Annotated in this window: 12 protein-coding genes and 3 pseudogenes; 6 read left to right on the plus strand and 9 right to left on the minus strand. The window is 63.4% G+C overall.

The annotated features are described in order from the left end of the window. Nucleotides 1-12 precede the first annotated feature (12 nt). The 3 genes from M3A49_RS31270 to M3A49_RS31280 are packed head-to-tail and all read right to left on the minus strand — an operon-like array spanning nt 13 to nt 1263. Entirely contained in the window at nt 13-756 is a 744-nt protein-coding gene (locus tag M3A49_RS31270) for a response regulator (RefSeq protein ID WP_069266943.1), read from the minus strand. Next, entirely contained in the window at nt 701-883 is a 183-nt protein-coding gene (locus M3A49_RS31275; protein ID WP_254358168.1) for a hypothetical protein, read from the minus strand. The genes M3A49_RS31270 and M3A49_RS31275 overlap by 56 nt, the downstream gene beginning before the upstream one ends. Beyond that, complete coding sequence (locus M3A49_RS31280) at nt 880-1263, minus strand: GFA family protein (RefSeq protein ID WP_266232422.1); 384 nt, start codon at nt 1261-1263, stop codon at nt 880-882. The genes M3A49_RS31275 and M3A49_RS31280 overlap by 4 nt, the downstream gene beginning before the upstream one ends. A gap of 235 nt (nt 1264-1498) precedes the next feature. Between M3A49_RS31280 and M3A49_RS31285 the strand changes: the two genes are divergently transcribed. Then, nucleotides 1499-1864 (plus strand): hypothetical protein, encoded by a 366-nt coding sequence (locus tag M3A49_RS31285; protein ID WP_028204378.1) that lies wholly within the window; start codon nt 1499-1501, stop codon nt 1862-1864. Between the two features lie 46 nt (nt 1865-1910). Here M3A49_RS31285 and M3A49_RS31290 read toward each other — a convergent pair whose 3' ends face one another. Both M3A49_RS31290 and M3A49_RS31295 read right to left on the minus strand, forming a co-directional pair. After that, nucleotides 1911-3260: an ATP-binding protein gene (locus M3A49_RS31290; protein ID WP_266232423.1), complete on the minus strand. Its 1350-nt coding sequence runs from the start codon at nt 3258-3260 to the stop codon at nt 1911-1913. A gap of 113 nt (nt 3261-3373) precedes the next feature. After that, nucleotides 3374-4297, minus strand: coding sequence for a LysR family transcriptional regulator (locus tag M3A49_RS31295; protein ID WP_266232424.1), 924 nt, complete (start codon nt 4295-4297; stop codon nt 3374-3376). A gap of 142 nt (nt 4298-4439) precedes the next feature. On the opposite strand from M3A49_RS31295, the gene M3A49_RS31300 reads away from it, so the two are divergent. Then, on the plus strand, nt 4440-5423 hold the full coding sequence (locus M3A49_RS31300) for an aldo/keto reductase (protein WP_266232425.1): 984 nt from the start codon (nt 4440-4442) through the stop codon (nt 5421-5423). 19 nt (nt 5424-5442) lie between these two features. Here M3A49_RS31300 and M3A49_RS31305 read toward each other — a convergent pair. Further along, nucleotides 5443-5763: pseudogene (locus M3A49_RS31305) on the minus strand (AraC family transcriptional regulator); the annotation flags it as partial. 167 nt (nt 5764-5930) lie between these two features. Here M3A49_RS31305 and M3A49_RS31310 point away from each other — a divergent pair. The 3 genes from M3A49_RS31310 (at nt 5931) to M3A49_RS31320 (ending at nt 7779) form a co-directional block, all read left to right on the plus strand. Next, a complete protein-coding gene (locus M3A49_RS31310; RefSeq protein ID WP_254358173.1) occupies nt 5931-6347 on the plus strand; it encodes a universal stress protein in 417 nt (138 codons plus the stop codon). Nucleotides 6348-6395: 48 nt separating this feature from the next. Next, nucleotides 6396-7010, plus strand: a complete 615-nt coding sequence (locus M3A49_RS31315; protein WP_266232426.1) for a GNAT family N-acetyltransferase — start codon at nt 6396-6398, stop codon at nt 7008-7010. Nucleotides 7011-7407: 397 nt separating this feature from the next. Further along, nucleotides 7408-7779, plus strand: coding sequence for a hypothetical protein (locus M3A49_RS31320; RefSeq protein WP_266232427.1), 372 nt, complete (start codon nt 7408-7410; stop codon nt 7777-7779). 409 nt (nt 7780-8188) lie between these two features. On the opposite strand, the gene M3A49_RS31325 is transcribed toward M3A49_RS31320, so the two are convergent. The 3 genes and pseudogenes from M3A49_RS31325 to M3A49_RS42785 all read right to left on the minus strand — a co-directional run. Further along, on the minus strand, nt 8189-8743 hold the full coding sequence (locus M3A49_RS31325) for a lytic transglycosylase domain-containing protein (protein ID WP_266232428.1): 555 nt from the start codon (nt 8741-8743) through the stop codon (nt 8189-8191). Nucleotides 8744-8944: 201 nt separating this feature from the next. Continuing rightward, nucleotides 8945-9597: pseudogene (locus tag M3A49_RS31330) on the minus strand (MFS transporter); the annotation flags it as partial. A gap of 24 nt (nt 9598-9621) precedes the next feature. Then, nucleotides 9622-10089, minus strand: a pseudogene (locus M3A49_RS42785) (LysR family transcriptional regulator); the annotation flags it as partial. A gap of 641 nt (nt 10090-10730) precedes the next feature. On the opposite strand from M3A49_RS42785, the gene M3A49_RS31340 reads away from it, so the two are divergent. After that, nucleotides 10731-12656, plus strand: coding sequence for a hypothetical protein (locus tag M3A49_RS31340; RefSeq protein WP_266232429.1), 1926 nt, complete (start codon nt 10731-10733; stop codon nt 12654-12656). The last annotated feature ends 9 nt before the right edge of the window (nt 12657-12665 follow it).

Consider the following 12665-nt stretch of genomic DNA (forward strand, 5'->3'; position numbering starts at 1 on the left):
CTCGGACCGGCCTTACTCCGGCGCTTCGACCGTGGTCACCGCCGAGGAAAACACATACCCCTCGCTGCGCAGCGTCTTGATGTAACGCGGCTCGCGCGCCTCGTCCCGCAGGCGCTGGCGCAGCCGGCTTACGAGCAGGTCGATCGAGCGGTCGAACGCGTCGGCCTGGCGGCCTTGCGTGAGGCTCAGCAGCTGGTCGCGCGTCAGCACGCGTTGGGGATGGTCGAGAAACACGCGCAGCAGCCGGTATTCCGCGCCGCTCAGCGCGACGATCGTGCCCTCGGCGTCGAGCAGATGCCGCGCCGTCGTGTCGAGCCGCCAGTCGCCGAACGCGAGCAGTTGCGCCGCCTCGCTCACTTCCATGCCCGGCGGCAGCATGCGTGTGCGGCGCAGCACCGAGCGGATGCGCGCGAACAGTTCGCGCACGGCGAAGGGCTTGGGCAGATAGTCGTCAGCGCCCATTTCGAGGCCCACGATGCGGTCCGTCTCTTCGTTGCGCGCAGTGAGCATCACCACGGGCACGGCGCGGAACTTGCCCGCGCGCAGCTCGCGGCACAGCACGAGCCCGTCGTCGCCGGGCATCATGAGGTCGAGCACGATCAGGTCGGGCGCGCCGCCCTCCAGCACCGAGCGCATTTCGCGCCCGTTCGCGGCCAGCGACACGCGCATGCCGTTCTTTTCGAGGTAGGCCCCGACCAGTTCACGTATGCCGCGATCGTCGTCGACGATCAGAACGTGATCCATCTTTTCCGTCATTGGTTTTCTTCTCCTTGCGCGCGAGGCGTGAACGGGTTTCGGCAATGCACGAACAGTACACCGGATGCGCAATCTCCGCAGCCAGGCCGCTCGCCGCGAAGAACAGGATGGCGAGCAGGCGTTTCATGCGTCCTCCACCAGGGAAAGACTAGCACCGTCGGCAACCGACGCTTCGAGCGCGTAGACGTCCACGCCCGCAAGGCAGCCGAGATTGACTCGCCAGCGCGCCGGATCCCTGCGCGTCTGGTGAAACGGATAAATGCCGCAGTGCCTGCAGAAATAGTGCTTCGCCACGCGCGTGTTGAACTGGTACAGCGTGAGCGCGTCTTCGCCTGCGAGGATCGTCAGTTCGGGGCCCTCGAACGGCGGACTCATCAGCGCGCCCTTGCGCCGGCACAGGCTGCAGTTGCAATGCCCGGCCGGCTCGATCGCCGTGCGGACTTCGAACTGTACCGCACCGCAATGACAGGAACCCTTCCAGTTTGTCGTGTTCGCCGACGTGCTCATCTTGCTCTCCGCTCGGTTGATTTCGTTGGGTGATTGAACTTGCTACGGGCCGCGTACAAACCGGAACCGCGCCGCCCGATTCGGGACGACAATGTGCGCTAGCGCAGATTCGGCGCGCAGCATATCGACCTGAAATGGCCGGCAATGACCGCAGCCGGCCCGCAACAGACCGGCATTGTTTATGCTCGCAAGCTGGTAGCGAGCGAAACTGAGAGAACGGCTCCAGGAGATCCCTATGAAATGTCTGCGAATCTATGCCGACGCCCAGGGTGAGTCCCATTTCGAGGACATCGATATCCCGCTCACCCCGCTTGAGCTATTTCCCAACATCCCGCCCATTTACCTCTCGACGTGGGAGCCGGCAAAGGCGGTGCGCTTTGGCTGGGTGCCGGCGGGCCTCAAGGAGGCGGACTGGCACACCACGCCGGTTCGTCAGTTCGTGATCTGGATGACCGGCTGGGTCGAGTTCGAAACGAGCGACGGCGACACGCGCCACTGCGAGCCGGGCACGGTCGTGCTGTGCGAAGACACCGTGGGCAAGGGCCATCGCTCGCGCCACCCCGAGGAAGGCCAGTTCAACGTGTTCATTCCGCTCGCTTGATCAACCGCTTGACTCACACGACCGGACGCCTAAGGCGCGCCGCCTTTCACGCATCCGCGCCGCCAAGCACGAGCCGCCCTTCCAGGCCGCCTTCGGGCCGGTTGCGCAGCGTGAGCTGCGCGCCCATCGCCACGGCGAGCTGGCGCGAGATCGCGAGGCCCAGGCCCGTGCCGCCCGTGCCCCGGTTGCGCGAGGTCTCGAGCCGGTAGAACGGCTCGAATACCTTTTCGAGCGCTTCCTCGGGAATGCCGGGCCCGCTGTCTAGCACCGAGATCGTGACGGTCTTGTCCTGCGGCGACGCGCTCACCTCGATGGCCGCTGTGCTCCCATACTTCAGCGCGTTATCCACGAGATTGCCGACGATGCGCCGCAGCGCCTGCACGCGCGTGACGATCGCCACGTTCAGGCGGCGCTCGAAGCTCACAGGCGAGCCCGCATCCACGTAGTCGCATACCAGGCTGTCGAGCAGCGCGTCCAGGTCGACGCGAGCGGGCGCTTCGCCGGTGCCGTGCAGCGTACGCGCGTAGGCCACGCCCTCCTTCACCAACTGCTCCATCTCGTGCAGGTCCTGCGCGAGCTTGCCCGCTTGCGCTTCGTCGTCCATCTGGTCCACGCGCAGCCGCATACGCGTGATCGGCGTCTGCAAATCGTGGGAGATGGCCGCCAGAATCTGCATACGCTCGGCCACGTGCGCCGATATGCGCTGCTGCATCGCGTTGAACGCGCGCGCCGCGCGCGCCACTTCGGAGGGCCCTTCTTCCTCCAGGCGCTCCGCCTTCAGGTCCGGACCGAGCGCGTCGGCCACGCGCGCGAGTTCGTGCAGCGGCCGCGTGGCGGTGCGCACCGCGAACCAGCAGCACGCCGCCAGCACGACGAGCTGGGCGGCGAGCACAGCCGGCAGCCAGCCCGACAAGGGCAGCGCGGGACCCGGGCGGTAATCGATGGTGAGCGGCGAGCCGTCGGACAGCCGCAGGTGGATCTGCAGGCGTTCGCGCTTGCCGGGCACCGAATTGGTCGTGAGCGCATACTTGTCGCCGAGGCCCGCCGCGATGGCCGAGGCCACGTCCTTCGAGCGGCTCGCTTCGGGCGGCTCGCCCGGCGTGCCGGGACCGAGGATGAAGCTATAGGTACGCCGCGCGAGCTGCGGCAGCCACGCGGCGCGTTCGGCCGCGGGCAGATGGTCGAGCAGCGCCACGGAGATGGCGACTTCGCGCGAGATGTAATTGGTCATCATGTTCGCGGTGGCGTCGTTGCGCTCGGTCATCGTGAGCTTGAACGACAGCCCCTGCGCGAGCGCGAGGCCGACGCAAAGGATCAGGGCGAGGCGCGCGAACAGCGTGCGCGGCCAGTGCAGCGCGCTCATTGCCGCGCCGCCCGCAAAACCAGCGGTGTGCATGTTCGGACTCCGTGTGCAGGGAATGATGGGTTTATACCGCATGCCGCGAGAGGCTTTGTATCTCACTGTATCGGCGCGGGCGCGGGACACAATACATTGCAGGCCCGTTCGTATTACCGCGTTTGCGGCTTGCGCTGCGGTGCGTCATCGGCCCATTCGCGCACGGCCTGCGCGAACAGGCGCAGCGCCGCGGGCGGATGGCGATTGGCCGGATAGTAAAGGCAGAGCCCCGAAAACACCGGCCCCCACTCGGGCAGCAGGTGGACGAGCCGCCCGGCGGCCACATGGTCGGCCACGAGCGATTCCGGCACCCAGGCCACGCCCACCCCGGCGAGCGCCGCCTCGACCATCAGGTTGAGATTGCCGAGCGTGAGCGGCCCGTCCACGTCGATGCTGGCGCTCTTGCCGCGGTGCGCGAAATCCCAGCGGAACAGCGCGCCGCTCTCGAAGCGAAAGCGGATGCAGCGGTGCTGCTCCAGGTCGTGCGGCGCGCGCGGCGGCGCATGATGCGCCAGATATGCGGGCGAGGCCACCGCGCCAAAGCGCATGTCCTGCGTGAAGCGCACGGCGATCATGTCGCGCGGCACGTCTTCGAGCACGCGCACGCCGGCGTCGAACCCGCCGGCCACGATGTCCACGAGCCGCGAGTCCGCCACGAATTCCACGCGGATGTCCGGATAGCGGGCGAGGAACCCCGGCAGCACATGGCGAATGAGCGGGCGCGCCCCCGATTCCGAGGCGCTGATGCGGATCGATCCCGAAGGCCGGTTGCTCGCGGTCGCGACGTCGTTCACGGCGTCTTCGAGATCGGCCATGGCGGGCCGCACGCGGCTGAGCAGTTGCTCGCCCGCCTCGGTCAGCGCCACGGAGCGCGTGGTGCGGTTCAAGAGGCGCACGCCGAGCTTCGCCTCCAGGTTGCGCACAGTGTGGCTGAGCGCGGAAGGCGAAACGCCCAGCACGCGCGCTGCGCCGCTGAAGCTGCGCTGCTCGGCGATCCTCACGAAGGCCGTCAGTTCGGATAAGCCGGTGCGCACCATTTGTGAATTTCCCTCAATACCCCATGCAAGTTTAGCGGGATTGTTGAGCGGCCTGCAGCAACCTACACTCGGTCGGGTCGAAGGCGGCTCCCACACGAACGGGAGCGCCGGTCCTTTCAGTTCACGCAACCAGGAGCAAGACATGCAAAAGCGCACACTCGGCAAGAACGGCCTCGAAGTTTCCGCGTTGGGCCTTGGCTGCATGGGCCTGAGCTTCGGCTACGGCCCCGCCACCGAAAAGAGCGACGCGATCCGCCTGATCCAAACGGCGTTCGAGCGTGGCGTCACGTTCTTCGACACGGCTGAAGTCTACGGGCCCTTCGTCAACGAAGAACTGGTTGGCGAGGCGCTCGCGCCGATTCGCGACCAGGTGGTGATCGCCACGAAGTTCGGCTTTCAGGACGGCGACTCGAAGAAGCCCATGGACAGCCGTCCCGAGCGCATCCGCGCCGTGGCCGAGGCGTCGCTCAAGCGCCTGAAGACCGACCGCATCGACCTGTTCTATCAGCATCGCGTCGATCCGAACGTGCCCATGGAAGACGTGGCCGGCACGGTCAAGGACCTGATCCGCGAGGGCAAGGTCAAGCACTTCGGCCTTTCCGAAGCGGGCGAGCAGTCCATCCGCCGCGCCCACGCCGTGCAGCCCGTCGCGGCGCTGCAGAGCGAATATTCGCTCTGGTGGCGCGAACCGGAACACAAGGTGATACCGGTTCTGGAGGAGCTGGGCATCGGCTTCGTGCCGTTCAGCCCGCTCGGCAAGGGCTTTCTGACCGGCGCGATCGACGAGCGCACGTCGTTCGACCAGAGCGACTTCCGCGCCATGGTGCCGCGCTTCACGGAGGAGAACCGCAAGGCCAACGCGGGGCTGGTCGACGTGCTCGGCCGCCTGGCTGATGGCAAAGGCGCGACGCGCGCGCAGATCGCACTGGCCTGGCTGCTCGCGCAAAAGCCGTGGATCGTGCCGATTCCTGGCACCACGAAGCTTACGCGGCTCGACGAGAACGTGGGCGCGGCCAGTGTCGAGTTGAGCGCTAGCGATCTCGCCGCCATCGAAGCGGCGCTCAAGGAGATCCAGGTGGTGGGCGACCGCTATCCGGCCCAGTGGCAGCAGCGGGTGGATCGCTGAGCCTGCGCGCGCGGCCTGCTCACACCCACAATCGGTACATCCAGATCGACTCGTCCTCGACATGGCGCTGCGCGAAGTCGGTGGGCGAGAAGCCGGTCATGCGGCGGGTCGTGCGGCTCAGGTGCGGCTGATCCGCGAAGCCTTCGTCCTGGGCGAACGCCGCCCAGGCGAAGGACGGACCGTTGGCGAGGCGCTCCGTGGCCGCGAAATACGCACCTTCGGCCTTCACGAGCGAGTGCCACTCGCGCAGCGAACGCCCGCTGTACGCCTTGATGCGCCGCTCCACCTGTCGCGCGCTATGCGAGCGTCCCCATTCGCGCGCCTGCCATGCAAGACGCTTAGCGCGCTCAACGCGGCGAGCGGCGCATGCGCCATGCCGTGAAGCACCATCTTTTTGCACCATGTTTACGGGCTTCGTTCTACGCTGTACGAAGGCGATCACTGGATCGATCTCCGTGCTTCCGTGCTCACGCGGCAACGCTGAGCCCCATTCTGGCGAGAGCGAACGTGCTGAAAATACTGATTCCCATTTTTGACCGGCGCGGCGCTGCAGAGGCGGCACGTCACAGTGCTTTACTGTTCGCCGAACATTGCGTGGCTGAAGTCGAAATCCTGGAGGTCCTTGAAGACGTCACCATCGAGCGCACCAGCGCGTTCTGGTCGGAAGACGAGTTGCGTGAACAAAGTCAGCGCCACCTGAGCCACGCGCTCAGCGAAACCTGCGCGATTCTCGACGACGCCGGAGTGCCCTACACATCGAGCTATATTTGCGGCCCGTTCGTGCGGAGCGTGTCCCGCTGCGTTGAAAGCGGACATGCCGACATCGTCGTCGTCGACGCCAGCCATCTCGGCATGCTGCGCAAGCTGGGCATGCTCATGAAGGTCTGGCGGCTGCGCGCAACGCCCGTCACGCTGCTGCATTGAGGTGCCGTCTCTCTCATCCCACGCTCATCAAGTGAAGCCGGGGCATTCATGATCGCAACAGAAGAACACGACGAATGGCTCAGCCTGGATCCGTCTGAAATGGTCCGGCTCCAGATCCGGCGATTTAACATCCATCGCGATTCATCGGAACTGATCGCGAAGCTGCTTCGCAGCGCCGCTTCCAGTCTCGACAGGAAAGAGGAAATTAGCAGCTACTACGCAAGCCGCGAATCCGGCCGGCGGCGAAGCGCGAAAGCAGAGGCGTGCTTTATCGCCGCGTGCAAGGGTCAACTCGTGGGAACGCTGACCATAGAGGGGACTAATCTCTCCTCACCCTGCCGCCACTACCGGCGCCAGGACGTTGCAACGATTCACCGGTACGGCGTCGATCCACGTTGGCAACACCTGGGCATCGGCCGGGCATTACTGTCATTCGCCAATCGATGGGCAGCAGCCTTGGGTTATGCGCAACTGGCTCTCGATACCCCAGTTGCCGCGGGCAGTCTTCTCGACTTCTACCATACGTTAGGGTTCAGGCTCGTCGATACGGTCCACTTCCCCGGGTGCGCCGATGACGGCGCCGTGCTCAGTCGTCCGACCTTAATTGGCTGGCGGCATGCTCCTGCGTCGCACGCTAGCCGTCGCTTGCAGAACAATCGATAACGGATATTGAGCGGCGCCATATTCACTATCCTCTGGATGGCTTTACGCTCTTTTTACTTGCCGCAAAAAGATAGCGCATTAAAATATTGCGGTAATCCAATACGGAGATGTTCCATGAACATCCGATGTCCTCGCCCCCCTGGTTGTTCCTCTGCCTGACAGACAAGACGTCTGAGCCTTCTCCTCAAGCCGCCGTCTTGCCAGCAGGCGAACGGTGCGCGTCCCGGCAGCATTTCCGCGTGACCTTCTTTGTCATCTGAGCACCGCAATTGCGGTTGATCAGCCGTGGGCTTGTACCCGATCGGTTCGCACGTCACTGCAATGCGCAAAGCACCCTCATTCCGCTCGGCCATTCCCCGAGTGGAAATCAACAGCAGTCGATTCAGGAGCTTTTTCCATGTTTGAAATTAACAAGAACTACACTCGCGAATTCATTCACCAGGTCTGCGGTGGGAACAAGCAGGCATTTCTTCCCACGAAGAACGGAAAGGTCGTGGCCGCTTGTTTGCGGACGGACCTCAATCCGCAAGCGCCGGATGTCATCATCTGCAACAGCAGTGCTTCTGCGAATGCGGCGGGCCGAACGCTCTCGGGACAACGCGATGCCATACCGGTATTCATCAAGACGGACACCGACTCGTACCGGTTTGCAGGCCTGTTTGCTGCGGGCGAGTCCTTCGTCACCCCGCCTTCCTGCGCGCCGTATGTGCAAAACTGTGGATTGACGTCCGCGCAGGTGTCGCGCGTCATCAGGATGCAACGCCGTTAGTGCGAGCGGATGAACGAGGTACGCCTGGCAAAAGCGAAGCCCCCGTTGACGTGCGGTCTCGGGGGATTCGCCTTGCTCAGTCGGGTCTATATTGGCGAGCCAGCCAGAACGCACTCAGAGATCCGCGGCTGCCAGCGTGATCCGCTCGTTGACGAGTAGAGGATATCGACGCTCGATTACGCGAACAAGCCTCGATTTATTGAGCGCAAATGCCAGCATGAGTTGTTTCGGGGACTCGTCCGTCGCACCCAGCTTTTCACAAACCACCTCGCAAGGCAGTGAATAGGCGCAATATCCCCATCCAAACCGATACGCCGAAAACCATACGGACGAGTCCGCGGACAGGATGGGTTCAGTGAGATAAGCAGTTGGCTGAATCATGGTTGTTGTACCTCCCACGCAAGCGTCATTACTTGAATTGCGCCGCCGCTTCGGATGCCTGAATACGCGGCTCGCCGGGGAATGCCGTCTTGATCACGCTTACGCGATCGGCCACGCGCCGCGGGTAGTCTTTAGCGCCACCACTATAGCGCAGAAGCGCGTCATGAACGTCCCCGTCGGACGCCTCGATGTAGTCGCGCAGAATCGACGAGCCGATGCTGACGTTGGTGCCCGCGTCGGTCAGATCCGAAGCATGATGGACAATGTCCCTGTGCTGCGACGGCAGGATCTGCATGAGCCCCCTGGCGCCGGCGACGCTCACGGCGAAGCGGTTGAAATTCGATTCGACGGCGATGACGGCGAGCAGCAGAATCGGCGAGATCGTGTCGCGTCGTGCGGCTTGCAGCACCGCCTCACCGATTCTCAACGCATCGTGCAGGCCGATATGAAACCGCACGTTCAACACGGTCGCGATGTCTTCGGCTGTCGGTATGCCCTGTGGGACGGCGTCGCAGGCCGGCTCGGGCGGCGCAACGACCGATGCGTCGGCGCCATAGGTCGTTCCATTGAACGCACCAGCCACCAGGATCGCCGCCAGAACGAGAGAGCGAAGGCCATGCGAACGAGCGCCTCGCCGATCACCGGGATTGTTGTTCATATGCGTTAGCGCTTTACTGATCAAACTCCTTGAAAGGCTACGCCGGTCGACCGAACAATTTCAGAAAAAGGTGGCTCTCCTACGAAAAAATTGCGTAAACACGCCTGGGTAGAAAGCGGGGATCGCTCAATGCGAAATGCTCTCCAGCGACTTGCCGAGCGTGCGGGGCCCCATCAAGCCGATGGACACCATCACGAGCGCCATCGCCCCCGCTATGAAAACGAACACGCCTGTCACGCTGAACTCCTTGAGCGTAAAGGCGATGACGAAGGAACTAAACACCGCCGAGAGCCGGTTCCACGAATAGACGAAGCCCACGGCACGCGCACGGATGGCGGTGGGGTAAAGCTCCTGCTGGTATGTGTGATAGGTGAACGAAATGATATTGCCGGCGAGCGTCAGCAGCACGCCGAGCGTCACGATCGCGACCGCCGCCGACGCCTGGCTGAACAGCAGCCCGCTCACGATATTGATCGCCGCCATGCCGACGATCACATGCTTGCGCTCGAAGCGGTCGGCAATCCAGTAGCCGAGCAGCGGTCCCAGCGGCGCGGCAAGACCGATCACCGTGGTGTACATGAGGCTCGACGTGACCGTAATACCTTGCTTCACGAGCAGCGTGGGCACCCAGTTCGCGAAGCCGTAAAAGCCCACTGTCTGGAAGATATGGAGACGATGAGCATGACGGTGCGTTTGCCGTATGGCGGCTTCCACATGTCCGCGAAACCGGCTTTTCGCGGCACCGGGTCGGCCGGGCCGACCGCAGGCAGCGGCGCTCCGTTCGCGAAGTGCCACGAATCCAGCGCGCCGGGAATCCTGCCGCTCGCGGATATCCCCACGTCCGCGCGATCCTCCATACAGGCCCGCACGACTTCGTCACTGATCTGCTCGGTCAGGGCGATCTGCACGAGCGGGTAGCGCGCCTGAAAGACCTTGAGCCATTCCGGCAGAAAACCAACGATCGCGGACGCGTTGGCGAACAGGCGCACCACACCCGCCACCTCGCCACTGAGCGAGTGAACCTCACGCGCCAGCGACTGCAACTGGTCGTGTACCGCCACCGCGCGTGAAAACGCGTGCCGGCCCGCCTCCGTCAATTCGACGCCCGACGGCGAGCGGATCAGCAAAGGCAGCCCCATCGCCGCTTCCAGATCCGCCATGCGGCGGCTCAGTGCCGACGGCGCAATGGGGTTGCGGCTGGCCGCTCGGGCAATGGAGCCTTCCTCCACGACCGGGATGAACAACTCGAGGCTATAGGGATCGATTCGCATGGCCGCAATACTATCAGCAGAGTCAATTAACGTCCGACCCGATTTAATTAGAAAGCCATTTAAAAGGGAAATATAGACCAAAGAATTAATTACATCCGTGCACTTCAGACCGTCCCAGAACTGCCGATATTGCGGGCAATAGCAGGTGAAACACGCAATCTATGCAGTAAGCATTACCGTCCGCATTTGAGGTAATTAATACCTTGCTATTGGCGGAAATTGACTAAGTCTCGGTAATTGAAACTAGAGAGAATTCGTGTGACATTTTGTTACGTCTGATTTTCACATGCCAGGGGGAATTATCGGTAATATCCGCCGCGCGTCTGACTTCAAGCAGTGACTTCGTAATCTTCGTCCGAAAAAATTGCGCACGTCTCCCTCCTTCAGGGATCCAGCGCAGGGACGAAATTCCCGACGGGGCAGCCGTAGCGAGGGTGCAATATTTACCCGCGCGAAAGCAAAAGGACAGATACGCAGGTTCGCGCAATAGCGCGAGCCGCGCGGTGCACGTAGCGGGCGCAGGGCTCACCGAGCCGTCGTGCAGCGTCCGTTAAATCTCATTCTTCAGACCTTAGCCAGCATCTGAGCGCCATTGCGCGCCGTCGCCGGCTGGGCGTCGTTTTGTCTTTTTTTTTCGATCGATGAAACTCTTCTATCTCTTGCTGTCGTCGTCGCTATTCCTCGCGGCGTGCGGCGGTGGCAGTTCCGGAAGCTCCGGGACGGATGCGACCAATGCCTCGGCCACGACACAAAGCGCGAGTGACGCGACTGCCACGGACGCCAGCGCGAATGCGGCCACCAGCACGCGCGGCACGCTGCACTGCGGCTCCGCCGTGAAATCTAGCGCGAGCTCCAGCAGCGAGCCGGTGAGCGCCGATACGCCGACCACGCAGAGCGGCCGTATCTTCGCCTCGGGTACGGCGTTTCCCCTCGCATTCACCACCAATGCGCCCGCAGCCGACACCGTGAACTGGTCGATCAGCGACCATCTCGGCAAGGTGGTCACGAGCGGCAGCCTGCGCGTGGCGGCAGGCCCGGTGACGACCACGCTGAACTGCTCGTCGACGCTCGCAGGCTACTTTGCCGTGACCGCCAAGCTCGCCACCGCGGGCGGTCAGCTCCCGGAGCTGGGCACCCGCCCCGCCGGCACCGCGACCTTCGGCGTGCTGCCCAATCTGGCCGGCATCGTGCCGACCGTTACGTATCCGCACCAGGACCTGCATCGCTTCGGCATGCAAGGCGAAGACGACAACACTTCGGTGCTCTCTTCGCTCGGCATCTCGTGGACGTACGACCATCGCGAGCTGTACAACATGGAGCCGAACGGCCCCAACACCTTCAACCCGAACGCCAACAATCTCGACCCGTTCTACACCGCGGCCAACGTGATGCGCCTCGTGCGTCTGGACGGCATTCCCGCCTGGGCGAGCCCGACGGGCGCGTTCGAGGACGAATCGCTTCCGCCTACCGATCTCGCGTATTACCAGAACTACATGGCCCGGATCGGCACGGAATCGAACCTCATTCGGACGACTTACTTTCCAAAGCAGGCGTCGAACTACTACCAGCTCACCTGGGAACCGGACGCCCAATGGCAAGGCAATAACACGCAATTCGTGCAGCTCTATCAGGCCGTCTATCAGGGTATTCACTCGACCGATCCTCACGCAGTCGTGATGGGGCCGACTGATACGGCGCCGTCCGGCACCGCCGATCACCTCAAGGCCCTCGCGCCGCTCGGCTACGCGCAGGACATCGACGGCGTGACGACGCACGGCTACTACGACATCAACGGCAGCTCGCCTTCGTTCCCGCCCGAGCGTCAAGAAACCGATCCGGCCAACGCGTCCGGCTCGCTGATGGGGCAAATGCGCGCGCTGCGCAGCGAAATGGCGGCTGACTACAAGCCGGGCATGAAGCTGTTCAGCACGGAGCTTGGCATCAGCTACGACAACGGTTCGTCGTACGGTCCCAACTATCCGACCGGCAATATCCTGTACGCACAAGGCGCGGTGGTGGCGCGCAGCCACCTGATCGTTCTGGGCGAAGGCGCTGATCAAACCTGGATCTTCTACGGTGCGGACTTCCCGGGCCTCGTGGGCTACGGCACGTTCTTCGATCTCGCAGACGCACAGGGTCAGTATGGCGCGCAGAACATCAGCCCGAAGCCCGCGGCCATGTCCGTCGCGGCGATGACGCGTATTCTCGACGGCACCAACACGCTTGGTCCGGTGAAGAAAACGCCCTCGGGGGTCTACGCTTACGCGTTCCAGCAGCTCAGCAACGGCGCGGTCATCACGGCCCTCTGGACGCACAACAACAGCGTGTGGAGCGCGAGCGCCGGCTACAGTTCGACCTATAGCGTGGGCTACAGCCTCGCGGTGGATGCACCCGGCACGAGCGGCACGGTCACCGTGCTCGACGAAATGGGCAATCCGACGACGAAGAGCTACAGCAACGGCAAGGTCGCGCTGAGCCTGACTGAATCGCCGGTCTATGTGATTTCGCAGAACGCTTCGGTGGCGAGCGCCAATGCGACGCTGCCCACGGGCTACGTGCCGAACTGACCGAACCGG

This window comes from Paraburkholderia sp. CNPSo 3076, assembly GCF_026343935.1.
GTDB classification, from domain to species: Bacteria; Pseudomonadota; Gammaproteobacteria; order Burkholderiales; family Burkholderiaceae; genus Paraburkholderia; species Paraburkholderia nodosa.